Genomic DNA, 23,277 nt, shown 5'->3' with positions numbered 1-23,277 from the left:
GGCCCGGATCGGCGAATACCTGCATCTGGCTGCGAAGCTGCTCCATTGCACCCAACCGCGAAAGGCCCGCTGTGTTCCAAAACTGAAAAGGCCGGCGCACTCAAGCTGGCGATGGGCATTAGGTTCCAGTGCTAGATCACGAGCAAGCGCGCTTACCTGCAGCGGAACCTGACGGCCATACGACCGTTATTCGAAAAGGACAACGAAAGGAGATCGCCATCATGGACTGGAACCGCGTCGAAGGGAATTGGAAGCAATTCAAAGGTAAGGTCAAGGAGCAGTGGGGCAAGCTCACTGATGATGATCTAGACCGCATAGCCGGCAACCGCGATCAGCTCGAAGGTACGATCCAGGAACGCTACGGCATTGAGAAGGATCGCGTGCGGCGAGACGTCGACGACTGGTATGGTCGACAAGACTCGTAGGCTAGCACAGTTGGACCTAGTCAAGGGCGCGTGACGAACCGCGCCCTTGTCGCCTTTTTGGCATCCGTCGTGCCGTTCGGCTCGGCCTTGAACAAGCGATTTTTGGGAACGTGTCGGCTTCCAGCCGCGTTGATCTCCACAATCGGAGATCTTAGCAATGTCCATCCACAAAGAAGACTATCGAACGAACAGGGCTGACTACCTGATAGCGAAAAGGCCAGATCTGGTTGAGCGGACGAAGCCGAAAAAGAAGACATTGCGGCGTGACGATCAGCGTTCCGTAAGGTTATTAGAAAACCCCTCCGCGTTATCCGAGAAGCCGGCCTCACGCCGTTAGAAATTGCAGAAGGTCAAGAGGAACATTTTAGCGATTTTGAATGTTCGACTGTCTATGAACAGCCGAACCGTACTCTCAGCAGATCAATCCAGAGCAGCACGAGCCCTACTGAACTGGTCGCGTGTGCGACTTGCAGCAAAGGCCAATCTTAGCGAAATGGCCATCAGCGATCTTGAGAACGGATTCAGCAAATCGCGTCCCCACAACATCGCGGCCATCCGGAAAGCGTTTGAAGACGCCGGAATTGTCTTCACCGTCGAAGGCACTCCATCGCTGCTAGCCCGCTCAGAAGGTGATAGCGGCCTCGCCGCCGATAATAGACAGTGGCGCCGCCGAGAGAAAAAAGGATAAGCGGAAAAGCCAGCCATTGTTGGATGGAAACGGTTGAACCATCCTGAATGGGCAGTACGCAGATGAGATAGCCTCTGCTTCAGGTCGTTGGCATTCAGGATGGCCGCCAGCTCTTCGGCATACTCCATGTCGGGAAGGTCGACAGATGGGTGGCCCGCTAAAATAGCCGGCAGCCCGGTGAACACGTCGAACACCGTCCACGTCCCATCCGCTTCCCGCCTTACGCCGTACCGCAGAGTTGCCATGAGAGGATGCTAATGGAAGTCGGGAATAGATGGTACAAAAATGCGAGCGGGCGATCGGACAACAGGCACGCCTTTCCGGAAACTTTTGCCGCTGCGGCGGGTTCGGTCGGGCATGACCAGAATGGCCGACCTCGGACCGCCCAATTCCGGCAAGACACATGACCTGACTGGGAAGAGCATTTCTATGCGCGCCACACTGCGCGCAGCAGGGAGACCGTCCCGAGTTCCGCCAAGTGATGTGGCAGGAGCTACCGGGGCACCAGCCGCTGGAATTCGACGCCTAAGAGCGCAGCACAACCTAACTGGGCATCGCTATCGAACCAGCGTTTGCGCGCGGCCACTTCTAGGCGCATGATACCTAGATGAGTTCTATCGAACGGAAGCTGGCCGAATTGAACGACATTCAGCAGGACTTGACTGAAAAGGCTACAATCCTGCGCTATCGCTGCGAGTGTTCGCGCCAAGATGCGAGAGAGCTATGCGAAGAGCTCCGCCAACTGGTAGGTCTGCCCCGCAGCAGCAACAAATTCGCGTCTATCATCACCGGCTCGCGCAAAGGCTGAGCGACGGCGGCCCGCGTCACGCCAGGAAGACGGGCCCGACCGTTGCTGTCTTCAGCTTCGACAGGCGGAACCGATGGGCGTCATCGGGAGAATTTGGCGCCAATCCAAGCACGACTTGATAATCTCAGCGTTCTCATCGGATAATGAGGTGCAATAGAGGCGGCTGATCCGATGCGGGCGAGTTGTCCACCCGAGGAGCGCCTTATGCCAACAAGGGTTGGATCGGATGGCGCCAAGGTTCATAGCTAAACAACTGTCTTGGCCGACCGGAATCGGCGGCTGGCTGGTCCGGGCCGGCATGAACCGGGGCAATGCCCGGCTCAACGGCTACGCTCTCAATGAATTGCAACTGGTCCCGGAAGATCGCGCCGTGGAGGTCGGTTTCGGCGGCGCAGTTTTACTGCCGCAACTTCTCCGTGGGGCAGCATTCGTTTGCGGTGTTGATCGCTCGCAGGATGTCGTGAACGCTGCCTCCCGCCGGTTCGCCGATGCAGTGCGCGCCGGACGAGCCGAGTTCCGAGTCGGGCTAGTCGAGGACTTGCCCTTGCCAGATAGCACATTCGACAAGGCTCTCAGCGTCCACACAGTGTACTTCTGGCAAAGCCTTAGAGCTGGATCCGCAGAGCTCGCTCGCGTCCTCAAACCAGGCGGTCGCGTCGTGCTGGGCTTCCTCCCGAAGGCGCATATGGACCGGATGAACATGCCGGCCGATATTTTCACACCTCGCGGGCCGGATGAGGTGATTGCTGCCTTGCGAGACGCAGGGTTCAGCGACCCTGAAGTGCGGAGACCGAGCACGGAAACCGCTTGGCTCCTTGTGACAGGCAAACGAAGATAAGTTTCGGCGCCAGATGCAAAAAACCCGCCGACCAAGGCCAGCGGGCTCGTATTGCCGGAGAGCGAGGATGTTCCTGGGCCGCACAAAAAAAGCCGCCGGCCGGGGAGCCAGCGAGCTCACGGGCCTATTTTCCCATCATCATCGCAGCTTTGCAGAAACTTTCATGGGCCTTCGCAATGTCTGCGTCAGCGCAGTCCTTCATCACCGCGTCCTTGTCCTCCTGAGACATAGCCGACCAGGCGGCTTTCGCTTCGGCCTCAGACTTCATGGTCTTCATGCCGGCGTCGGTGAAGAAAGGAGACATTTTCGCAGGATCGTCGAGGGCTGACGTGCCGGTGGAGCTACCGGCAAAGGCCGTTCCCGTCATAAGAGCAAATGTTGCGCCGAGAATGATCACTTTCGAATACATCGAAATTCCTCCTAGGACAAACTGCTTGAATGCAGCTGTGCTAATTCAACGCTTGCGGGTAGAAATGGTTTCCAGCCAGACCGAAAATTCGAGAAATTCATACCGATCGTCGTCGTCAACCAGGAGGCATTGGCCCGCGAGTCGGTCAAGGCGGCCCGCGCCCACCATCGACGCTGCAATTGCCTAGCCGGTTGCCATGGCCCGCTAACGAGCGCACACTGTTGCGGTCGCCTCGAAAAACCAAAAACAAACAGGCACGAGGCGCTTGGGAGCGATCATCAGGCTTTCGCCCGACCAGGGAGAAGGCCCATGCCGACACCGGCAGAGATCCGGCTCATTTATTTGATGGGCCAACTCGCTCACAACCAGAGCATCGTTTCCAAGCAAGATATACTCGTTGGTTTGCTGAATCACGAAGGCAGTCCAACGACCGACGCCATTAGCCTTTTGGCGAGCATGCACCACACCCTGCAATGGACCCGCCAAAGCTTACACGAGGCGGAAGCGGTATATCGAGCCAGATATGCGGAGTAGCGAAAAAGCAAAGCTCGCGTACACAGCCGCAGAGTTCGCCGAAAAACACGGTTTGACAGTGAAGGCAGCCGAAATCATCTTGTCCGTGAACGGCTCCTCACGTGTCGCTTGCGATGCAGCAGCACGCGCATTCAAAGAAGCGGTAAATGACAGAGAACGATGAAACTTACATCGGGGGAGGCCCGGGCTTGTGTGCAGGGATGGCCCGCGCTTGCTTCCGAGCGCGGGCCGACCATGATGAGTGAGGGGCCATCTTGGTCACCGGCAGGGACCGCTGCAGAACGAGTGCGACCGAACAGCCTCGGAGCGAGGAAGTTCCCGACTGACGCAAAAAAGCCCGCCAGCAGCCGGCGGGAAATCGGTCTGGAGTAGCTGGAGCGAGCCGGCAAAATGTCAACGAGCGGCGGAGGGGTTGGTGGCGCTGAGCACCGCTCTAGGCGGTGGGTTGCCCGGCTCCGTATCGATTTCGCCGCCCGCAGCGAAAAGGTTGTGAACCCATCGCGGCGCGCACGCTCGCAAACGGTTTGCGGCCCCATTGGCAGAAGCCTCATCGATCCTTATAACAGCCTAGAGCAATAGCTCAGGGGCGTCAGAACCCTTCACGCAGCGGCGCAAGAGCAGCCGTCACCCGCTCTCTCCGACCTGGTCGGGGAGGCCGCGGCGCATGTCCAGGGCGAAAGCCTAAAGGCTGCGGCGCATCTCCTGCGTGAGATGTTCTGAACTCCCCGATCAAGGTCATGGGGAGTAGTATGAAAAATCTCGTTTTGGCATTAGTTGGCCTCGCGGCTGCGATTTTCGTCGGCGAGTTCGTCTGGACATCGGCCTCAGGTGCCTACCGTAGTTCGGTATCTGAAAAGCAGGCTAAAAAGGATGAGTTTGATCACATCGTGCTGGAACGGACGATCCTACTCTGCAAACATTCAGGATACGATCCGGCAGCGCCTTTCTGCCAATCTGCGAGGGCTACTTGCCTTAAGGACGCGGCGCGGTTTCCCGATCTCTGTTGATTGAGGTCGCATCGGCAAGGCTCGCCGACAGGCTCGGCGACGCCGCGCTGATCCGGAGCTGTGGCTTTACCAGTGACGAAATGTGTATAGAGCTAGCAGGCCGACAATCGCCCAGACGCCGACCTCGATGTTGTTTAAGCGCCGTCTGATCCCTACGAGATTGAAGTTCGCAACCAACGGAACCGTCCTCAGTTCATCAGCAAGAACAGTAGCGTGCTGATCTCCGGGATCATCCATTTTGGCTATTATCTTTTCGATCCTTCTGTCGTGGGCATCCTGCATATCGGCGAATATCATCGGAAAAGCTCCTTTTTTGACCGAGTCTGACTCGGATTGGTTGCGTCATGAAGCTATGATTGTGGAGTAGGCATGCGGCCGCGGGGCACCAAATAAATGGCAACTATATCGAAGCTGGATGTTGCCCGCAGGCAGTTGCTGGCCGCGATCCATATCCATTGGTATCTCAATGAGCCTTTGGCGGTCTACACTCTAGCAACAAACGCCTGGGAGGTTTCGGACGCACTTCTCAAAGTCTCAAATAAGATGCGCATGATTGATCAGTTCGCCAACGCTTTTGGGAGGGCCGCAAAAGACTTTCGCGACATGTTCAACGAACCACGTAATTTCATGAAGCATGCTGACAGAGATCCTTCCGCCTTGGCGCCAGATCTGCCCGTAGAGGAGTGCGACGCCGTTCTTATGGTCGCCTGCATAGACTACATGGTGGCGTCCGGCCGAAGCCCTTATATCGTAGGTCTTTTTGTTGCGTGGTATGCTGCGATCTATCCGTCGAAGACAGGCGATTTTTTTAGATCTGAGGCTGATCTACAGTTTCCAGACCTCGTAAGGCTATCTTCTCGAAAAGAACAATGTGCTGCAGCCAGAACCGCAGCCTTGAACTGGGGCAAGTCGGGGTTGATGTCGCATCCAAAAAATGAGCTTACAGATAACTCCCGATGGACGAAACTGCGGCAAGCACTTTCCTAGGTTGCATAGGCAACACAATCGTTGACTGGGGATTGGTCGTGAGCAATGACGTAAACAAGCCTTTTGTAAGCGATTGGCCCGAAGCAGATCGTGCGCGCTATGAACAGCATGCTCGCGAAGTATTCAAGCAAATGGCAGAGCTTCGCGCCGCCAGCCAGCGCAATCACGTTGACTATGGCCGATGGTTGATTGCCAGCTTATTGGCCGTTCACGGCGGCTCTCTTTATGCGATCAGCGGCCTTTGGAACGGCAGCCGCAAGTTAGCCGACACGGCAATGCCAGCCCTGGTAGCTGGGGCAGGATGGAATCTTTTCGGGATCGGTTTCATCCTCATCGCCGCCTTCTTGGCATGGCTGAACTTTCAGTTCGCAGAACGCCAGTATTTCAAATGGGGTGATCCCGCCATCCTTTACCGAAGCGACTATTGGCCCAAAGGTGACGAGAGGACCGATCCTGTCACCGCGACCCTATTCCTTTCTGCGGCGTTTGGTCTGACGTCGTTTGGGTGTTTCGTTGCGGGCGCAATGTCAGTATTTCATGCCCTTACGAATCCCTGACGGTTCCAACGATTGGGTTCCACACAGGAAGGCCTGAGAACTAGGCCGAAGGTCCCACCTGTTGCGAACATCCTTGCAAGAAGTCGTCAAAAACACAAAATGGCCTTGACTTTTTAAGCGAACAAGGAGAGCAACCAACCTAGGGGTAGGGGCAAATAATGAACTATGCGGCGCGGCAAGCTTATTATCGAGAAATCGAAAAGGCGCGCGGCTCGAAAGTAATAGCGTTCGTCAACGGCGAACGTCTGTCGCTCCAGACCATCATTGCCGGCGATGCGATTGAGCCATTCGTCACATTGCTCGACGCGATTGGCCCTACCAAGAAGTTGTCGCTAATACTCGACACCAATGGCGGCCATACCGCCGCCGCATGGCGGCTAATACATTTGCTCCGATCCTTCGGAGACGAGATCGAAATCATCGTGCCGGCAAAAGCCATGAGCGCCGGAACACTTATGGCTCTTGGAGCCGACAAGATCGTTATGACCAAGCAGGCCGCTCTAGGCCCAATCGACCCTAGCTTGGATAACCATCCTCTCAATCCCATGACGCCCGCAGGGTCGGCCGTCCCTGTCGCCGCCGAAGCCATTCGCGGATATATGAGCGAATTAAAAAAAGACGTTACCGACCCCGTGGCGCTCGCATCGGTGTGGAATCATCTTTCGACGCAGATACACCCACTAGTGCTCGGCCAGCTATTTCGCCTCGGTGGTCAGATCCGATCTATGGCAAAAACTCTCATCAAGGGTCAGGTCAAAGACGAAAAGAAGCAGAACGAAATAATTGAGTTGCTATGTTCAGACTCCGGGAGTCATGACTATACTATCAACCGCAGGATGGCAGCAGAAATTGGACTTTCGGTCGACAAGCCAAGCGACGCGTTATACAAAATTCTGTCCAATGTAACGAAATCTTATCATACCGAGCTCAAAACTCTTGAACCATTTAGTCCTCATGGGCTACTGGCGGGCGCGACCCAAGCGCCCTATACCCTTGTAAGAGGCCTCATCGAAGCCACCGAAACCGGCTGCTTCGGTTATGTGACAGAAGGTCAGGTCGGTCCTGCGCTCGGACCTGCTGGGCCCGTGATGACCAAAACGTTCGAAGGATGGAGGAAACTGCCGTGACCCACACATCGGATGGTAGCAACATATTTCGCATAAATGCCGCGGCACCGAGCAACCGCTCCAACAATGTCAGCGGCGTGGCTGCCGACGACCGTCACTGGGAGTATCAGTCGTCGGCATCGCAGCCGAACTGGAATGTTCCCCAACCGCCGTTCACAGTCCCTGGCGAACCGCAACCGCACAGCGACAAATAGGTCGGGTCACTCCCCCTGAAATCCTGCAATGAGGCATGGCGTAAGTCTTCCTCACCGCAGATGCTCCACCGTGGCAACGAGCTCCGGCTTAACCCAGTTGGGTCGCCGGCCGCTTCATGCCCTTCGGTGCCGCCGCTGCATGGTCCGGGACGCGCTTCCAAAGCCGCTCCCGCATATCCCGATTCAAGTGATAAAGGCGGCGCCGACATAGCTTGCTGGCGTCTTAGCCTGGGGCCGAGACGCCGATCCGGGTCTAGGTGACCTATGGACCGCCGAAGACTCTCTTTGTAAGCGGCGATGGGCCGGATATGGAGTAAGCTCGCCCGGACTCACATCAGGAGATGCCCTATGGATTTCGGTGACGATGACGAAAAACGGGATGATCTGATAGCGGCGGAACTCGGGCTGACACGAGATGAGCTCGATGAAGCCATCTGGAGGATTCAGGAGAACGCCAGCGATGATGAGCTGACGTACAGCTTCATTATTATATTCGACCCCTCTACGCCGGCCGAAATTTTGGCCAAAGTTGAAGGATTGAACCGAACCGATCTATCCGTCCACATAAGCGTCAATACGTTTGACGAACCAGATCCTAAGGATTTTTCCTAAAGAGGCGGCCCATGGCATTTTACAGACATCAAGGATGGAAGATACAGACCACACGAAATTCTGATTGGAGCGCAGCCATCTCTCGGCCCGGGAGCAGGTTCTGCGAACCGCAATTTGCGCAGGCTACACGCGAGGAAGGCGAACAAGTTTGTCTCAGTCGAGCAAAGGCCATGATCGACCGCTGGGAGAAGGGAAGTACGCAGATTTAAGGCTTGCGAACGCGTTCAGTACTACCTCGCGAGGAGTAGACCGGCCCGCTGATCAATGCTGAAACCGCCACGGCGGCGCCGGAATCCGCTATAGAGATCATCGACCATGGCGGCCTCCGCTGGGTACAAGATATGCCCGTAGGATAGGCCCTGCATCATGGCCTTTAGCTCGCGATCATGTTGCGGGTTGTCGGCGAGGCATTTCTGAACGGCGGCATCCAGGATCATTGCCCAGTTCTGAACATCGACGGCGACGGCGCCGGACGCCTCGCGCCGGAGCCGGGCCAAGATGGTCCGGATATCGAGCTCGCGCATGGTCTGGCTGTAGTCCAGGCCGCGCCGGTTGGCGTCCGAAACGAACCTCTCAAAATCGGCTTGGCCCGGTGTGCCTTCAATCAGGTCCAGGAGATCGGGCAGCTTCGAGAGGATCATACCGACGCCGCCAAGGATGACGGGCGAGAAATACAGGAGATCAGACCAATCCATTGCTGCGACCTTTCACTGCAACGCGACGCTTTTCCGTCGATAGGATTCCATCCGCCGAGGCCGTCTCGGCCCGGATCTCATTTGCTTGGCTCACAAGCATATCAAGAACGCGCTCATCCCAATTCCTGACCTTGATAGCCGGAACAAAGAATTCCATGTAGGTGACCCGCCTCTCCGCCGATGCGATTCGGCGCTCGATATCTGGCCAACGCGTGAGAGACTTCAGGGTCTCCGCGTCTTCCGCGCCTTTCAACCACTTCTTGACCGTGGAGAATGCAGAATGCTTGCATCGGCTTGACGCCTGTTTGGCGGCCGTTGTCTGGTTGTTGCCGCAAAGGAGTAGGTAGGCAGCTACGGCCTCAGTGATCTCATCCAGTTCTTTCTTGTTGCCATCGCCGCCACTGCGAAAGACGCGCGTCTTCAAGTCCTCGAACAAGGGAGATGTCCGTCCCTTCCCCAGGTGGTCAAGCATCACCGCGACGGTGTCGAGGGCATGAGCAAGCTCTGTGCCGCTGTCGGCGTCAACTAAATCCCGGCATGCCTCCGCAGCCATGGCTAGAGCTTCGTTCAAGGCGGGAGTCACGCTACAACCTCCCGCAGCTTCACCACATTGGCCGCCGGCCTTTCTGTGACCAACGCATCAATGAAGTCTGCCCAGGCCAAAAGGGCGGCCCGCTTCTCCTTGGCAAAATCGAAACGCTGATAGACCCCGACGATGCCGGCGAAACTGCCAGAGCTATGGTTAAGAACCTTTTCGACCACAGGCAGACTGATGTTGAGGGCCGCCATACCTGATGCCATCGTCCGGCGCAGATCGTGAAGCGTCCATGGCGTGAGACTGATCCTTGCCGGATCATCGCCGGCCTTCGCCGCCGTGTCGCGAAGGATGGCCAGCATCGCCAAATCCAGGCGACCCTTGGAACGACTAAAACCCGACACAGCAGTTTCGCCAGTAGTGGTGAAGACAAAGCCCTTGTCTCCTATCCTGGGCAGCGATTTGATCAGGGTGGCCGCCCCCGGCGCCAACGGAACGAAATGTTCATTGCCGTTCTTTGTCCTGGCGCCCGGAATCGTCCAGGCCGGCGCGTCGTCATCAAGGGCGAGTTCACCCCGCTTCATGCCGGCTATTTCATTGCGCCGCTGGCCTGTCAGCAAAAGCAGCCGCCACATCGGGCCGAAGGGATGATCGAATCCTTCCGTCGCCTGCCAGAAGAGCTTGATCTCATCACTTGTCAGGATTCGTTCCCGTGATGTTTCCGGCGTCGGTTTCTTCATGCCGGCACAGGGCGAAGCCTTTAAGATGTCCCGTTCGATCAGCCAGCCGAAGAACCGCCGCAGTGTCGCAAAAATCCTGTTGGCGGTAACCGGCGACCCTCTGTCGATGACCGCGTCAAGAAGATCCAGCACATCACGCTTGGTGATGTCATGAACACCCTTTTTGCCCCAATGCGGGTTGATCTCGATTTTGAACTGGCGTTCCACCTCTTTCCAGGATCGGTTCCGGGGTTTGCAGTAGCGGGCAATGAATCGCTGACCTTGTTTCTCGACTGAGTCTTTGTCCTCACCGGTGTCGGCCGCCCGATGCGCCTTGGCCTCTTTCTTGGCTGTGCCGGGATCGCGCCCTTCGCCAAGGGTCTGGATCGCGTCGCGGGCGGCCCGGCGCGCCTCCTGGAGTGTCATCGACTGACCAAGAGGCAAGGTGCCCTCGATCTCATCCCCTTCCCTCTTGAGCAGGACCGGGCCAATGGTAAGTTTCTTTGGCTTGCCGTCGAACCGGTACCGCAGCGCCCAGGACTTCACCCCCGTAGGCTGGACAACCAGATAGAGACCCGGCAGGGCTCCGTCAGGAATCTCGCGTCGGTTCTTGGCCTCAGGCTTTGCCGCCTCGACGGTCTTTGCCGTAAGCACTTTTGATGGATTCCGGAGACCGGCGTTACCCTGATCTGTGACAGCGCTCATTGGTCAAAGGCTCCTATGGGGTAACAGGGGGTAACAGAAATGGTGTGTTAGGCCGTGTTACCCCGCGTTATTAACGGGACCTATCAATGCCTCACAAGCGCATGGAATGCAAGGCTTTGCGGCCCGAAGGATGTTATGACTTGTTAAGCGTCGTTACGCCCTGGCCTTTTTCTGGGGGTCAAGGGGTCGTCGGTTCGAATCCGGCCACTCCGACCAAACAAATAGTTGGCCGCTTCCCCCAAGGTGGCTACCGTCTTTTCGATTTCCCGCAAACAAGATGCATTCTTAAGCCGTCATGCTGGCGTGCCGCTCGACAAAGAGTTCGATGGGACCTGTGAGAAAAGCAGCCTCCTGCTTGATCTTCTCGTCGCTCCATTCCCACCACCGGATCGCCAGCAATTTCGCAATAACATCCTGTGAAAAGCGATACCGGATAAGCTTGGCCGGGACCCCGCCGACGATCGCGTATGGCGGCACATCCCTGGTGACAATGGCGCCGGCCGCAACAATAGCGCCATCCGCGATGTGGACGCCTGGCATGATCAGCGCTTGGCGGCCGATCCAGACATCATTGGCGATGGTAATGCCGACGGGTTTGCCGCCGTGCGCATTGAGATCAGTCGTGTCCATCATGCGGCTGTGGATCGGAAAAGTGGTTGCAGCCCAAGGCACGTGGCTTCCCCCGGAACATTCAAAGCTCACGTTGCCGGCGACCGAACAGAACGCCCCAAGGGCCAACGGAGTGGCGGCAGACGCTCCAAGCACCTTCTTCCGGCTCACCCCATAGGTGTGACGTCCAACGGTCACGCTTGGGGGCAGCTTGGATCGAAACAGATTCCTCGTGCGCAGCCACCCCGTCACAGTGACCTCTTAAGCTTCTGGAGCAAGAGATCCGCGGGAGTCCGCCATAGACGATATCGACTGGCCTTTTCAACCTGCTGGCCGACTGGCGCCATGCCGTACGCGTTAAAGAACGCATGAACACGCGGCTCAGCGAACTGCTTTTTGCCTCGGGTATTGTAGTGTCGGATCGGCAGGCTATGAGGGCTTATGGTTCGGCCGTTTTGAGAAAGGGCTACCCCGAGGCAGAACTGCTCGGGCGCCCAAGTGTCGGTCACCTCATGAACGGCCTTGATAGCGGCGAAGGCGTCCACCATGGCTGTGAGGTTGTCCCGGTGGATCCCGACGATGCCGCTGTTCCACATCGGTTCCTGGCCGGTCAGGACCTGGCCACCGACGCTGATGTTCTTGCCCGGCAGCGCGTTCTGATAGATGCGATGCGGCCCTTCGCACAGGCGCATAGAGGAATGGGTCGCAGAGATCGAGCGGAAGCCCTTCGACGGGTCACCCACCGGGTACATGTCGGTGTCCATGAAAAGGAGCCGATCTGCTCGCTGCAAAAGCTCACGCATAGCCCCGGCCTTGATACCGAAATGGTAGCTTCCGCCGAAAGACCACTGGTCTTTCTGTTCGGCCGTTATGAGCATTGTCTCAACAGGATAAGCGCGAAAGAGGTCAGTCCTGTCCGTTGCGACGACTATTCTGGAGGTCGGGCAATGGTGCAAAAGCTTGAGGGCGCTGAGTAGCGCGCCGCGATGGTAAAGCTCGTTCTCACCATAGGCGATGTAACCAAAAACGTCGTTCATTCCGCCACGTATAAAGGGTCGTTCAATCTTCTACTAGCTGCGCTCGCAGTCGTTTTGCTCCCAGAAATCTCCTGCTGAAATCAGCCGACGATTCACTACTGGCACACATCGACCCATTCGGCATCGACAATCTGTGCCATGCGCTGCGGGCTGAGCCTTACAGCGGCGTTGGTGGCGCCGGCCGCGGGCACGACTTCATCGAAGGCGCGCAGCGAGACGTCGCAATAGACCGGCAGCGGCGCCGGCAGGCCGAATGGGCAGACGCCGCCGACGGGATGGCTGGTAATCGCGACAACCTCGTCGGCGTCAAGCATGCGCGGCTTGCCGCCGAAACGGTCCTTGAATTTGCGGTTGTCGAGCCTCGACATGCCGCCGCCCACGATCAGCATGGTCTCACCGCCGACGCGCAGGCAGATGGTCTTGGCGATCTGCGCCGGCTCCACGCCATGCGCCTCAGCCGCCAGCGCCACCGTCGCGGAACTCGCTTCGGTGACGAGCACTTCGACATCGGGCGCATGGGCAGCCAGGAAGGCGCGCACGGTCTCAAGGCTCATCTCGGCATTGTCCCATTCGAAAACGGTTAGCGTTCACACTGGATAGCTTCCCGCTCGGTCGGCGGCAACCTCCCCGCCCGTCGACGGCTGCAGCGATACCAGGCCAGGCGGGTCGCGCCGCATGTCAGCAACGCAAGGCGCATCCCCCGTGCGGGAGATGTGTTCGGGCTGCTGCCTTGGTAGGTCGCAATGGATCAGGGCCGGCGCTGATGCTGTGCTCCCACGACCAACCGGAGAGATCATCATGCTCAAGCTCGCCTCGGCTCTGGCGCTGCTGCTTATCGGGACGGCGCCGCTGCTTGCCGACGACATGCCGATAACGCGGACGCCATCAAATGGGGCCCTGCTCCTGCTGTCTTGCCCGCCGGCGCGGACATGGCTGTCATCGCCGGGGACCCCTCGAAGGATGGCATCTACGTGCTGCGGTTGAAGCTGCCGGCCGGCTACAGGATTGCCGCGCACAACCATCCCACCTCGGAATATGTGACGGTGATTTCCGGCAATTTTCATATCGGCCTGGGCGACAAGCTCGACGAGACCAAGGGCATCGAACTGACCGCCGGCGGCTTCGGCGTAGCCCCGCAGGGAATGAACCATTACGCCTGGACGACAAGCGCTACGATCGTCCAGGTTCATGGCGAGGGGCCGTTCGCGATCACCTACGTCAACCCGGCGGACGATCCGAGCAAGAAGTGACATTCGCCGTTGGGCGAATGCAACAAGCCCGCCAGGGCAAACCATGGCGGGCTTGTTGAACGACGCTTGGCCGTTGTTTATGAAACGGACCGGTTTTCCACAGGCGCCGTGGGCGCCGGGGCATCGATCAGGGCCGTTTCCGGCAATTGCAATGCTGCGGCGATCCGGCGAAGTTTCGTCGGATCGGTGTCCTTGCCGCTCTCTATGTCGGCAATCTCGCTGGTCGACAGACCGCAGGTCAGGGAAAGCTCTTCAATACTGTATCCCTTTGTCTCCCGGATGGCTTTGAGGCCGGGGTGCTCAAGCGCTACATCGGCCGCAACATCGGCCGCCAGCCTGGAGAAGGGTTCGTGTTTTGCAGTTTGGGGCATTGGCAACTCCATGGGGCTAAAGAGTTTTGGATCAAATGATAGGGTGTTGCCTGAGAGCCGGGACAATGCCCGCTTGACGGCGATTTGCCAAGGCCCAAACCGACCGTCACAGCATCGTGAACCGGCGTCAAAACCGCAGGCGCCAGGGCACATATAGGATCTCCGCCCCGATCTCCCAATCAAGTTCTTTTGAAGGGCCGCACGCCGAAGTGTTCAGCGGTTTTGCGCCGCTCGCGCGTTAGCCTGATGTTGCTGGCAGCCGCATCGGGCCAGCTTTTCCCAAGAGGATCAGATCCATGACATTCAAGACATCAGCCATCGTGCTCGCCACGATTTCAGGCCTCGCCGGCGCGAGCATGGTCGCGGCGCAAGCCGCCGAGGCCGTGCGCATTCGCGGCACGGTGACCGCCTTTGCCGGAGCGACGCTGACGGTGAAGACCCGCGAAGGCGCTACCGACGCCATCGCGCTGGCTGAAGGGTGGAAGATTTCCGGCGTCGCCAAGGCGGATGCCGGGGATATCAAGCAAGGCGATTTCCTCGGCATTGCCTCTGTTTCGAAGGCCGATGGCGGCAGCGGCGCGCTTGAGGTGGTGATCTTCCCGGCCGCGCTGAAGGGCGCCGGCGAAGGCGACCGCCCGTGGGATCTCGAGCCCAACAGCCGGATGACCAACGGCACGGTCGTCGATGTCACCGAGATTGCAGGTCGCACGGTGACGCTGACCTACGACAATGGCCAGAAAAAGCAGATCGCGATCCCGCAGACGACGCCGGTGGTGACCTTCGCGCCGGCGACGCCCGCCGACCTCAAGCCTGGCGCTGTGGTCTTCGTCAACGCCGAGCGCGGCAGCGACGGCAAGCTGACCGCGGGCCGGGTCGTTGTCGGCACCAACGGCGTCATTCCGCCGATGTAAGTTGCCGACGAAGCCGCCAGACACAATCCAGAAACAAAATTCTACAGTCCGGAAAAACTGTCGAAAAGTTCGGAGGCGATAGTCATGACTGCGGGGTTCACCGGGACCGATCTTGCTCGGTGACGGTCAAATTCAGCCCGCGCAGAAAAGGAAACGAAGTCATGAAGAAGTCCCTCCTGTCGGCTCTCGGGCTGGCTTTTGCCCTGGCTGTCTCTCTGCCCCTCATCGGCGCCAGCAGCGCCGACGCAGCATCGCTGCACAAGAAGCATCACCATCATCATCATCACAACAAGCATCACCGCCGTCACCATCACCACCACCACCACCACCACCACAACAAGGTGGAGGCCAAGAAGGCCTGACACGGCCGACTTGCCCAACGGGAAGGCTGGCCCTGGAGTCCTCGCCAGGGCCGCCTTCCCGTTGGTTTTTGCCAGGCGACACGTGGAAAAGCTGAAGGCAGGATTCGATGGCCCCCATGCGTCAGAATGCGAGCAACCACAGGTTGACAGCTGCAGGACACCACGGGTCTCTCAATGCTGCCGGAACCCGCTAGGACGGCGCCGCGAACGCGAGCACTATTGCGATCAAAATCAAAAGCGGTACCATCCATTTGAAATGCTTCGCGACCTGCAGCCACCATGGCTGCTGACCTTGCTGGGCCTGAAAAGGACTTTGGAGCAGCCCAAAACCAACGCCAGTCATCCACAGCCCAGCGCAGAACATGATGAACTCGTCGATGTAGTTTGCGACCACGCCCGTCTCCTCCGCCGGTACCTTTGGACTGGCGTTATAGTCGCAGCCGGGAGTGGCAGAAAGCGCGGTGCCAAGTGGCGGCAATGACTGCTGCCGCCACCTGACAAGAGCCGGGGGCGGACTAGGTCTTGGCTGGCCATTTGGGCACGCCACCGTGTGACCTTCGCATGGGATGCCGCGCTGCTACGTCAGCGCCCTTCACGCGAAATGCATGATCGATGCCCGCCCCGCCAGGCGCCGTCCGTTGGCGAAGGCTAAAAATCGACGTCGCGAAAAAACGCGAAGAAAATTCGAACCACGCATGAACCTTTGCTTTGGAGGCCGCACTAACCGGCATGGACGCCGAGAAGGCGATCCCAACACAGAAGGACGCCATGGTGGCGATCCTCGATCCAGAGAAGGAAATGCTCAAATGACCAACTTCAAGCGCATCACGCTCGCCGCGGCCCTCATCGTCTCGGCCTTCGGTTCGGCTTCCGTTCCGACCTCGGCTTTCGCCAACGGCACGCATCCCACGGGCGACGGCGGCGCGGTTTGCAAGGGCTCCGGTCATTGCCTGGTGCTCTCGATCGAGTGCAAAGGCACCTATACCGACGCCACGGACAAGAATGGCACTGTCTATGGCAAGTGCAGCCAGACCGCGCAGGTTTCGCCGCAGGCCAAGATCAAGCTCGCCAAGTAATCGGCCGCAGATCAGGGAAATGGCGGTCGTCCGCGGGACGGCCGCCATTTTCCTTTTTGTTTTCGTGAATTGTTTTAGCGCCGGCTGAGCAACAGGCTGGCGAGAAGGCCGACCACGACCAACCCAACAGCAGCGGCTGTTGCCGGACGATCGCGCGCCGTCTTTTCGATCGCCCTGCCCTGCTTCCTGATCGCCGGCAGCGCATCGCTGACAAGGTCGGCAAGCTGCCCATAATAGTCCGAAGCGGCATCGCGCCCGTCCTCGTAGTAAGCACCGCCGCGTTTGGCCACGACTTTGCGCAACGCGGCGAGCTCTTTGGAAAGGGTCGCGACCTGCTTTTCGAGATCGAGATCGGAGAGGGTCGAAAGCGATACCATGATTGTTTTTCCTTCTTTTGAGAGAAGGCCAAACGCATGGCCGCAGAACCGGTTCCGGTCTGCTTGCCCGAGGGCAGCGGAAAGGTTAGCGCACCTGGTCGAGCAGGCGCTTGCACTCCAGGAGGTCAAACAGCGCCTCCTGCAGCAAGGCCCGGTTGTCGCGCGACAGTTTCGATGCGCCGGGCTGGACCGGACCTTCCTCCTCGGTCTTGCCCAGGCCGAAAAAGCGGCGGCTGGGTTTTACCTTGGGCTGGCCGACCAGCATCTCGTCATCCATGCCGCGCGGCTGGGCGGCTGGCGTCAGCGGCACCTGATCGGCCTGCCTGCGCTGCGAGATCGCTTCTACGGCAGCCATGTCGCCATTGCCGATGGCGACCAGGAAATGGTTGCCGTTCTCGCGCAGCAGTTTCTGCACGCCCTTGATCGTGTAACCCTGGTCGTAGAGCATGTGGCGGATGCCCTTGATCAGTTCGACATCCTGCGGCCGGTAGTAGCGGCGGCCGCCGCCGCGCTTCATCGGCTTGATCTGGTTGAAACGGGTTTCCCAGAAGCGCAGCACGTGCTGCGGCAGATCGAGATCCTCCGCGACCTCGCTGATGGTGCGGAAAGCGTCGGGGCTCTTGTCCATGGGCGAAATCCTCACGCTGGACGGCGATCCGGCCCAGTCTGCCGAATCGGGTATCATTTCAGCGGTTTATGAAACAATATTCAAGCCCGGCGTCAAAACGGCCTGGCGTTTTCAACCGAAGCCTGCGGCAGAACCTATTTGCCGCCCTTGGCCTTGCTGTTCTGGTGCGAGCGCAGGATACGGCTTTTCAGCACGTTCGACGACTTGAAGGTCATCACCCGGCGCGGCAGGATCGGCACTTCCTCGCCGGTCTTGGGATTGCGGCCGATGCGTTCGTTCTTGGAACGGACGTGGAAGGTGGCGAAGGACGACAGCTTCACCGTCTCGCCGCGTACGATGGCTTCGCAGATTTCGTCCAGCACCGCCTCGACGAGTTCTGCCGATTCAGTGCGTGACAAGCCGACCTTACGGTAAACAGCTTCGGCAAGGTCGGCGCGCGTAAGTGTCTTTCCCCCCATGCGACCGTCCCATCAGTTCAAAAAACATAAATCGATACAGGTAAAGGCAGAGCCTAAGTAATTGATCCGGCAAGGTCAAGGACCGAAACCGGACCGTTCGGCACTTACCAGCGAACGAGAACCGCGCCCCAGGTGAAGCCGCCGCCCATCGCTTCCAGGAGCACGAGATCACCCTTCTTGATGCGACCGTCGGCGACGGCCACCGAAAGCGCCAGCGGCACGGAAGCAGCCGAGGTGTTACCGTGCAAATCGACGGTGACCACCACCTTTTGCTCAGCAATCCCGAGCTTCTTGGCCGAAGCGTCAATAATGCGTTTATTGGCCTGATGCGGCACGAACCAGTCGAGGTCGTCGGCGGTTATGCCGGCCTGCGAAAACGTCGCCTCGATGACGTCGGTGATCATGCCGACGGCGTGCTTGAACACTTCGCGACCTTCCATCCTGAGATGGCCGACCGTGCCGGTGGTCGAGGGACCGCCATCGACGAAAAGCTTGTCCTTGTGGGCGCCGTCGGAGCGCAGGCTCATCGCCAGCACGCCACGGTCGGCAATGCCGCCGGTGCCCTCATCCGCTTCCAGCACCAGCGCGCCGGCGCCGTCGCCGAACAAGACGCAGGTCGAGCGGTCGCTCCAGTCGAGGATGCGGGAAAAGGTCTCCGCGCCGATCACCAGCACGCGCTTGGCGAGGCCGCCTCTGATGTAGAGGTCGGCGGTGGTCACCGCATAGACGAAGCCCGAGCACACCGCCTGCAGGTCGAAGGCAAAGCCGTGATGCATGCCGAGCCGGTTCTGGATCTCGACGGCGGTCGCCGGAAAGGTGTTGTTGGGCGTCGAGGTCGCCAGCACGATCAGGTCGATGTCGGCAGGCGTAAGACCAGCATTGTCGAGCGCTGCGCGCGCCGCCGCCTCGCCCAGCGACGCCGTCGTCTCGTCATCAGCGGAGATATGACGCTGGCGGATGCCGGTGCGCTGGGCGATCCACTCGTCCGAGGTCTCGACCATGCCTTCGAAATCGGCATTCTTCATGATGCGGCGGGGCAGCGCAGCACCGGTGCCGCGCACGACTGATCTGATCAAAGCTCTTTCCTATTCCTTTTCGTCGACGGTGGCGTCGGATTTCCTGTTTGCCTGGGCATGCGGGTTGCGCGCATGGAACAGGTCGAGATCGGCCTCGATGCGGTCGATCAGATTGTTGCGCACCATGTCGTAGCCAAGCTCGATGGCCGCCGCGAAACCGTCCGAATCGGCGCCGCCATGGCTCTTTACCACGATGCCGTTCAGACCCAGGAAAACGCCGCCATTGGAGCGGCCCGGATCGAGCTTTTCGCGCAGGCGGTCAAAAGCGCCCTTGGCGAAGACATAGCCGATCCTAGCCATCAGCGTGCGGTTCATCGCGGCGCGCAGATAGCCTGAGATCTGGCGCACAGTGCCTTCTGCCGTCTTGAGCGCGATGTTGCCGGCAAATCCTTCGGTGACGACCACGTCGACCGTGCCCTTGCCGATGTCGTCACCCTCGACGAAGCCATGATAATTCATCGAGGCCATGTTGGCCTCGCGCAGCATGCGCCCGGCTTCCTTGACCTCTTCCTGACCCTTGATCTCCTCGACGCCCACATTGAGCAGGCCGACTTTCGGCCGGTCGATGCCGAACACCGAGCGCGCCATGCCGGTGCCGAGAATGGCAAAGTCGATCAGCTGGTGCGCATCGGCGCCGATGGTGGCGCCGACATCCAGCACCACGCTCTCGCCGCGCATCGTGGGCCAGATCGCCGCGATCGCCGGACGATCGATGGTCGCCATCGTGCGCAGGCAGAATTTCGACATCGCCATCAGCGCGCCGGTATTGCCGGCCGAAATGCAGGCCTGCGCGCTGCCACTCTTGACTGCTTCGACAGCCTTCCACATCGACGACTTCCAGCGGCCGTGGCGCAGCGCCTGGCTCGGCTTGTCGTCCATCCTGACCGCGACTTCGCAATGGTGGAACTCGCTGACCTCGGCCAGTTTGGGAAATTTGGCGAGTTCGGGGCGCACCAATTCCTCGCGCCCATATATGACGAAGCGGATGTCGGGACGCCTGACGGCGACCGTCATGAGTGCCGGGATGACCACGTTTGGCCCGTGATCGCCACCCATGGCATCGATGGAAATCCTGATCACGCGGTCTTTATCTCACTAGCTTGGGCCAGGGCACATGGCCCGCGAAAGAAATACGAAACTCGCGAAATTCGGGGGCTCGCGAAGGTTCGGCGAAAATAGCGGTTTTGGGCAGCCGCACAACCGGCTTTTCTCCGATCTCTTCGTGTTTTAGGATTTTCCAAGCAAGGATCGCAGCTTTTGCTGGAATTCATTCTCGACGGGCTCGTCCGGGCCGGCGGCATCGAGAGAGGCGCCTGCCTTGCGCGGATAGGGATCGATCGCCAGCCCGAAGAACTGTTCGGCGAGCGCGCCGACGTCGATCGTGTCGCCGGAGAATGTTTCCGGGCCGTCTGGCCCGTCGGCGTCGAGCAGGATCTCGCCGCCGCCTTCGAAATCTTGCCGTCCGAGTTTGGATTGTTCGGGCAAGAACAGCGCCTCGACCTCCTCGTCGATATGGGCCGCGACCGGCTCAAGGGTGACGATGCAGGCCTGGGTGATATCAGCCTCGACGCGGCCGCTGACCTTGACGCCATTGCGCTTCCACGGCGCCACCAAAAGCTCAGCACGGTAGTTTTCGACCGAAAGCAGCTCGTGCTCGCGCGCAAGCATTGCGCGCTGCGCGGCGTCGGCGTCGATCACCACCTGCAAACCTTTGTGCGGCAGGCGGCCGACATTGGCCGCAAATGAGACCGGGCTAGGCGTGTCCACATGTTTCATCTTGGTCTCCCCTCCTCACTCCGCTTTCGCGACGGGAAACGCCACGGCACCGGAAACGATCGATTCGGACGGCTGTGCTTCAAGCTGCCTTGCGGCATCGATTACATAGGACGCCAGCGGCAAGGCTTGCGGCCAGGCGCCGGCATCGGGTCTGACATTGCGCGCCAGGGCGGCAGCAAGCGCGTCGCGGTCGCTGCGTTCCAGCGCGTCGTCATAGGCGGCGGTACGGCCGTAGAACATTTTGGCCAGCCTCTTCATGCGCTTGGGCACGCCGACATCGCCAACGCCCAGTTCCCGCAGCGAATGCTCGACATCGAGAAAGAACTCGTCGATCAGCACCTGCGCGACCTCATGCGCGACGCCCTCTTCGCCGCGGAGCCGGTGCTGAAACAGGAACATATGCAGCGACAGCATCTCGAAACGGCCGAGCGGCGTATCCGGCACATTCCAGTGGGAATAAAACACGGTCTGCCGCGCCGCCGCCACGATTTGTGCGTAAAGCGCCTCGGTGATAGCGCGGTTGGCGTTGCGTTCGCGGCCAAAAAGGCGCTGGAACATTGAGGGTGGTCTCCTGGGGACCGATTGTTTGAATGGGCCTTGTTGCATCGGCAAGCAAGCTGGTTTACCGGTTTTGCCGCCCAGCGCAAGTTGCGGCCAGCTAATGGAGTTGTTGTTGCGCGCGCTGAAATTCAAGTCGACTTTTCTGCCTGGGGCCACCGCCGCGGTTTCGCTGGTGCTGGTGGCTTCCGCGCTGTCGGGCTGCAATTCGTCCAAGATGTTCGGCGACCTTAACCCTAGCGAGACGCTGACGCAGGGCTATGTTATCGACCAGCAGGCGGTCGATTCGGTGCCGGTGGGCTCCAGCCGCGAACAGGTGCTTCTGGCGCTCGGCACGCCATCGACGAAAGCCACCTTCGACAATGAGGCGTTCTATTACATTTCGCAGACGCGCAAGCGCTATGTCGCTTTCGACAAGCCGCGCCTGGTCGACCAGAAAGTGCTCGCGGTCTATTTTGGCGAGGACGGGCGCGTCACCCAGATTGCCAATTACGGTCTGAAGGACGGCAAGATTTTCGACTTCATCTCGCGCACCACGCCGACCGGCGGCAAGGACCAGAACTTCCTCAGCCAGATCATCAAAGGCGCCAGCAAACTGGCGCCCCCCATTCCTGGCGGCGGCGCCTAAGAAGCGACCGCCTTCCTCAGATTTTTGCTTCCCCCGAAGCGACACCTTCTCAGGCGACCAAAAGCCCGCGGGAGCGATCCTGCGGGCTTTTGTTTTGAGGTCATGCGGCCGCAACACCCGTCGCGCTTTGCCGCGCGTGGCCTGTTCGGCCGCCGGGCTCCAGCGAGGCGCGGTGCACAGCCGCACTCTGCCGCGCTTCCGAAGGCGTCATGCCGAAATGCCGGCGGAAGGCGTGGTTGAAGGTCGAGAGATCGCCGAAGCCGGCGTCGAAGGCGATGGCGCCGATGGTGCGGTGTGCCAGGCGCAGGTCGGATAGCTTGCTGCAAACCAGCGCCAGCCGCCGGCCAAGCACGAACTGCGACAGCGAGGTACCCTCACCCTCGAACAGCTTTCTGATATAGCGCGCGCTGACGCGGTGGCGCCCGGCCAGCGCGTCGGACCCGACATCGCCGGAAGCCAGATTGCTTTCGATATCGGCTTTGATGGCGCGCAGCCGCGCGGCGCGTATGCCGCGGCCTGCGGCGATCTCGGTGGCGTCCTGCGTTGCCCCGACCACGACCGCGACAAGGTCCTGTATGTGCTTGGCGGCAAGCCAGCGCAATTCGGACGCGGCCAGGTTCGGCTCCTGCATCAGCAGACGGACATAGCTGGTCAGCAGCAAGAACTTTTCGCCCACGCATGACATCGGCGTCATCAGGGCGGCATCCGCATTCGCAGCCATGGGCCCGAACGCTGCCTTGGGGATGGTGATGAAGAGATGATGCGACATCGCCCGCTCGATCACATGCGGATCAGAGGAGGACAGAAGGATTGCCTGGCCGGCCTCGATGCTGGCCTCGCGGCCGAGATGCGAGAAGGTGGCAGCGCCCTCCAGACACATGAAGAAAATGTAATCATCGGTCCCCTTGGCCACGGCGCGGGAACGGATGGTGCGGAAGGCGGTGGTCCTCGAATCGGCAATGCCGACGCCCGGCAGCCGCAGGATGGTCGCGTCGACGGAGAGCTTTTCCTCCGTGACGTTAAAATCCATGTCGGTCACCATCCGGCGCAACAGGTCGCAATAGACGTTTCGCCATTCCGCTCGCGGCCACATGGCGGTCGAAAAGCGCGCATGCGCAAACTCGGGGGGTCGAATAGTCATGGGGTACTCCCAAGCGATTGTCTTCATTTCACTGTCGTTCGTAAGTCGAGGCTCGTTCCATGAACGGCCTCTCATCCGACGGCGGCAATCGGGGGGCAGTGGATGGCTACAATGATTTGCGCACTTGGACAAAAGACTATTTACGAAGCTATGGATGAGCTTTGTTCATTCATGCTAAG

At 59.4% G+C, this 23,277-nt stretch carries 33 protein-coding genes; 15 read left to right on the top strand and 18 right to left on the bottom strand.

The window, feature by feature from the left end:
- Positions 1-221: 221 nt before the first annotated feature.
- The 4 genes from NKK52_RS07075 (at position 222) to NKK52_RS07060 (ending at position 2,759) form a co-directional block, all read left to right on the top strand.
- On the top strand, positions 222-425 hold the full coding sequence (locus tag NKK52_RS07075; RefSeq protein WP_023673385.1) for a CsbD family protein: 204 nt from the start codon (positions 222-224) through the stop codon (positions 423-425).
- A 391-nt stretch (positions 426-816) separates the two neighbouring features.
- Positions 817-1,113 carry a helix-turn-helix domain-containing protein gene (locus tag NKK52_RS07070; protein ID WP_352630475.1) on the top strand — a complete coding sequence of 99 codons (297 nt, stop codon included), beginning with the start codon at positions 817-819 and terminating at the stop codon, positions 1,111-1,113.
- 607 nt (positions 1,114-1,720) lie between these two features.
- A complete protein-coding gene (locus NKK52_RS07065; protein WP_023682355.1) occupies positions 1,721-1,921 on the top strand; it encodes a hypothetical protein in 201 nt (66 codons plus the stop codon).
- Between the two features lie 226 nt (positions 1,922-2,147).
- Entirely contained in the window at positions 2,148-2,759 is a 612-nt protein-coding gene (locus NKK52_RS07060) for a class I SAM-dependent methyltransferase (RefSeq protein ID WP_084633893.1), read from the top strand.
- A 124-nt stretch (positions 2,760-2,883) separates the two neighbouring features.
- Here the strand turns inward: NKK52_RS07060 and NKK52_RS07055 are convergent, their stop codons facing one another.
- Positions 2,884-3,168, bottom strand: coding sequence for a hypothetical protein (locus NKK52_RS07055; protein WP_023682357.1), 285 nt, complete (start codon positions 3,166-3,168; stop codon positions 2,884-2,886).
- Positions 3,169-3,477: 309 nt separating this feature from the next.
- Here NKK52_RS07055 and NKK52_RS07050 point away from each other — a divergent pair, with 309 nt between their 5' ends.
- Complete coding sequence (locus NKK52_RS07050; RefSeq protein WP_023682359.1) at positions 3,478-3,702, top strand: hypothetical protein; 225 nt, start codon at positions 3,478-3,480, stop codon at positions 3,700-3,702.
- Positions 3,703-4,451: 749 nt separating this feature from the next.
- Positions 4,452-4,709: a hypothetical protein gene (locus NKK52_RS07045; protein WP_156939237.1), complete on the top strand. Its 258-nt coding sequence runs from the start codon at positions 4,452-4,454 to the stop codon at positions 4,707-4,709.
- Between the two features lie 66 nt (positions 4,710-4,775).
- Here NKK52_RS07045 and NKK52_RS07040 read toward each other — a convergent pair whose 3' ends face one another.
- Positions 4,776-5,006: a hypothetical protein gene (locus NKK52_RS07040; RefSeq protein ID WP_023682360.1), complete on the bottom strand. Its 231-nt coding sequence runs from the start codon at positions 5,004-5,006 to the stop codon at positions 4,776-4,778.
- 96 nt (positions 5,007-5,102) lie between these two features.
- On the opposite strand from NKK52_RS07040, the gene NKK52_RS07035 reads away from it, so the two are divergent.
- From NKK52_RS07035 to NKK52_RS07020, 4 genes are all read left to right on the top strand, one after another.
- Positions 5,103-5,696 (top strand): hypothetical protein, encoded by a 594-nt coding sequence (locus NKK52_RS07035; protein ID WP_023682361.1) that lies wholly within the window; start codon positions 5,103-5,105, stop codon positions 5,694-5,696.
- Positions 5,666-6,253 carry a hypothetical protein gene (locus NKK52_RS07030; RefSeq protein ID WP_352628550.1) on the top strand — a complete coding sequence of 196 codons (588 nt, stop codon included), beginning with the start codon at positions 5,666-5,668 and terminating at the stop codon, positions 6,251-6,253. Before NKK52_RS07035 ends, NKK52_RS07030 begins: the two co-directional genes overlap by 31 nt.
- Positions 6,254-6,411: 158 nt before the next feature.
- Positions 6,412-7,380, top strand: coding sequence for an SDH family Clp fold serine proteinase (locus NKK52_RS07025; RefSeq protein WP_023682364.1), 969 nt, complete (start codon positions 6,412-6,414; stop codon positions 7,378-7,380).
- Positions 7,381-7,922: 542 nt separating this feature from the next.
- On the top strand, positions 7,923-8,186 hold the full coding sequence (locus tag NKK52_RS07020) for a hypothetical protein (RefSeq protein WP_023682365.1): 264 nt from the start codon (positions 7,923-7,925) through the stop codon (positions 8,184-8,186).
- A 230-nt stretch (positions 8,187-8,416) separates the two neighbouring features.
- Here the strand turns inward: NKK52_RS07020 and NKK52_RS07015 are convergent, their stop codons facing one another.
- The 6 genes from NKK52_RS07015 to NKK52_RS06990 form a co-directional block, all read right to left on the bottom strand.
- On the bottom strand, positions 8,417-8,881 hold the full coding sequence (locus tag NKK52_RS07015) for a hypothetical protein (protein WP_023682366.1): 465 nt from the start codon (positions 8,879-8,881) through the stop codon (positions 8,417-8,419).
- Positions 8,868-9,464, bottom strand: a complete 597-nt coding sequence (locus NKK52_RS07010) for a hypothetical protein (RefSeq protein ID WP_023682367.1) — start codon at positions 9,462-9,464, stop codon at positions 8,868-8,870. The genes NKK52_RS07015 and NKK52_RS07010 overlap by 14 nt, the downstream gene beginning before the upstream one ends.
- Positions 9,461-10,840, bottom strand: coding sequence for a tyrosine-type recombinase/integrase (locus tag NKK52_RS07005; RefSeq protein ID WP_084633896.1), 1,380 nt, complete (start codon positions 10,838-10,840; stop codon positions 9,461-9,463). The genes NKK52_RS07010 and NKK52_RS07005 overlap by 4 nt, the downstream gene beginning before the upstream one ends.
- 285 nt (positions 10,841-11,125) lie before the next feature.
- On the bottom strand, positions 11,126-11,647 hold the full coding sequence (locus tag NKK52_RS32205; protein ID WP_245263061.1) for a CatB-related O-acetyltransferase: 522 nt from the start codon (positions 11,645-11,647) through the stop codon (positions 11,126-11,128).
- A gap of 50 nt (positions 11,648-11,697) precedes the next feature.
- Positions 11,698-12,486, bottom strand: a complete 789-nt coding sequence (locus tag NKK52_RS06995) for a hypothetical protein (RefSeq protein WP_023682370.1) — start codon at positions 12,484-12,486, stop codon at positions 11,698-11,700.
- 95 nt (positions 12,487-12,581) lie between these two features.
- Complete coding sequence (locus NKK52_RS06990; protein ID WP_023682371.1) at positions 12,582-13,040, bottom strand: YbaK/EbsC family protein; 459 nt, start codon at positions 13,038-13,040, stop codon at positions 12,582-12,584.
- Between the two features lie 375 nt (positions 13,041-13,415).
- Here NKK52_RS06990 and NKK52_RS06985 point away from each other — a divergent pair, with 375 nt between their 5' ends.
- Positions 13,416-13,736, top strand: coding sequence for a cupin domain-containing protein (locus tag NKK52_RS06985; protein WP_245263058.1), 321 nt, complete (start codon positions 13,416-13,418; stop codon positions 13,734-13,736).
- Positions 13,737-13,813: 77 nt separating this feature from the next.
- On the opposite strand, the gene NKK52_RS06980 is transcribed toward NKK52_RS06985, so the two are convergent.
- Positions 13,814-14,107, bottom strand: coding sequence for a helix-turn-helix domain-containing protein (locus NKK52_RS06980; protein ID WP_023682373.1), 294 nt, complete (start codon positions 14,105-14,107; stop codon positions 13,814-13,816).
- Between the two features lie 296 nt (positions 14,108-14,403).
- On the opposite strand from NKK52_RS06980, the gene NKK52_RS06975 reads away from it, so the two are divergent.
- Positions 14,404-15,018: a hypothetical protein gene (locus NKK52_RS06975; RefSeq protein WP_023682374.1), complete on the top strand. Its 615-nt coding sequence runs from the start codon at positions 14,404-14,406 to the stop codon at positions 15,016-15,018.
- A gap of 161 nt (positions 15,019-15,179) precedes the next feature.
- Positions 15,180-15,380, top strand: coding sequence for a hypothetical protein (locus NKK52_RS06970; protein WP_084633899.1), 201 nt, complete (start codon positions 15,180-15,182; stop codon positions 15,378-15,380).
- Positions 15,381-15,570: 190 nt separating this feature from the next.
- Here NKK52_RS06970 and NKK52_RS06965 read toward each other — a convergent pair whose 3' ends face one another.
- Positions 15,571-15,774, bottom strand: coding sequence for a hypothetical protein (locus NKK52_RS06965; RefSeq protein ID WP_023682376.1), 204 nt, complete (start codon positions 15,772-15,774; stop codon positions 15,571-15,573).
- A 412-nt stretch (positions 15,775-16,186) separates the two neighbouring features.
- Between NKK52_RS06965 and NKK52_RS06960 the strand changes: the two genes are divergently transcribed.
- On the top strand, positions 16,187-16,456 hold the full coding sequence (locus NKK52_RS06960) for a hypothetical protein (RefSeq protein ID WP_023669376.1): 270 nt from the start codon (positions 16,187-16,189) through the stop codon (positions 16,454-16,456).
- A gap of 74 nt (positions 16,457-16,530) precedes the next feature.
- On the opposite strand, the gene NKK52_RS06955 is transcribed toward NKK52_RS06960, so the two are convergent.
- From NKK52_RS06955 to NKK52_RS06925, 7 genes are all read right to left on the bottom strand, one after another.
- Positions 16,531-16,833 (bottom strand): hypothetical protein, encoded by a 303-nt coding sequence (locus NKK52_RS06955; protein WP_023669375.1) that lies wholly within the window; start codon positions 16,831-16,833, stop codon positions 16,531-16,533.
- A gap of 85 nt (positions 16,834-16,918) precedes the next feature.
- Positions 16,919-17,461, bottom strand: coding sequence for a MerR family transcriptional regulator (locus NKK52_RS06950; RefSeq protein WP_023669374.1), 543 nt, complete (start codon positions 17,459-17,461; stop codon positions 16,919-16,921).
- Between the two features lie 134 nt (positions 17,462-17,595).
- Positions 17,596-17,919, bottom strand: a complete 324-nt coding sequence (locus NKK52_RS06945; RefSeq protein WP_006201891.1) for an integration host factor subunit alpha — start codon at positions 17,917-17,919, stop codon at positions 17,596-17,598.
- Positions 17,920-18,023: 104 nt separating this feature from the next.
- Positions 18,024-18,995, bottom strand: a complete 972-nt coding sequence (locus NKK52_RS06940) for a beta-ketoacyl-ACP synthase III (protein WP_023669373.1) — start codon at positions 18,993-18,995, stop codon at positions 18,024-18,026.
- A 9-nt stretch (positions 18,996-19,004) separates the two neighbouring features.
- On the bottom strand, positions 19,005-20,075 hold the full coding sequence (plsX, locus tag NKK52_RS06935) for a phosphate acyltransferase PlsX (protein ID WP_023669372.1): 1,071 nt from the start codon (positions 20,073-20,075) through the stop codon (positions 19,005-19,007).
- Positions 20,076-20,222: 147 nt separating this feature from the next.
- Complete coding sequence (locus tag NKK52_RS06930) at positions 20,223-20,771, bottom strand: YceD family protein (RefSeq protein ID WP_023682378.1); 549 nt, start codon at positions 20,769-20,771, stop codon at positions 20,223-20,225.
- 15 nt (positions 20,772-20,786) lie between these two features.
- Complete coding sequence (locus NKK52_RS06925) at positions 20,787-21,329, bottom strand: ubiquinol-cytochrome C chaperone family protein (RefSeq protein ID WP_023669369.1); 543 nt, start codon at positions 21,327-21,329, stop codon at positions 20,787-20,789.
- A gap of 115 nt (positions 21,330-21,444) precedes the next feature.
- Between NKK52_RS06925 and NKK52_RS06920 the strand changes: the two genes are divergently transcribed.
- A complete protein-coding gene (locus tag NKK52_RS06920; RefSeq protein WP_023669368.1) occupies positions 21,445-21,957 on the top strand; it encodes an outer membrane protein assembly factor BamE in 513 nt (170 codons plus the stop codon).
- Positions 21,958-22,057: 100 nt separating this feature from the next.
- On the opposite strand, the gene NKK52_RS06915 is transcribed toward NKK52_RS06920, so the two are convergent.
- Positions 22,058-23,098, bottom strand: a complete 1,041-nt coding sequence (locus tag NKK52_RS06915; RefSeq protein WP_196814814.1) for a helix-turn-helix domain-containing protein — start codon at positions 23,096-23,098, stop codon at positions 22,058-22,060.
- Between the last annotated feature and the right edge of the window lie 179 nt (positions 23,099-23,277).

It is taken from the genome of Mesorhizobium sp. C277A, assembly GCF_040324395.1.
GTDB lineage: Bacteria > Pseudomonadota > Alphaproteobacteria > Rhizobiales > Rhizobiaceae > Mesorhizobium.
The sequence above is the reverse complement of the archived record's forward strand: the minus strand, read 5'-3'. Positions and strand labels throughout refer to the sequence as shown.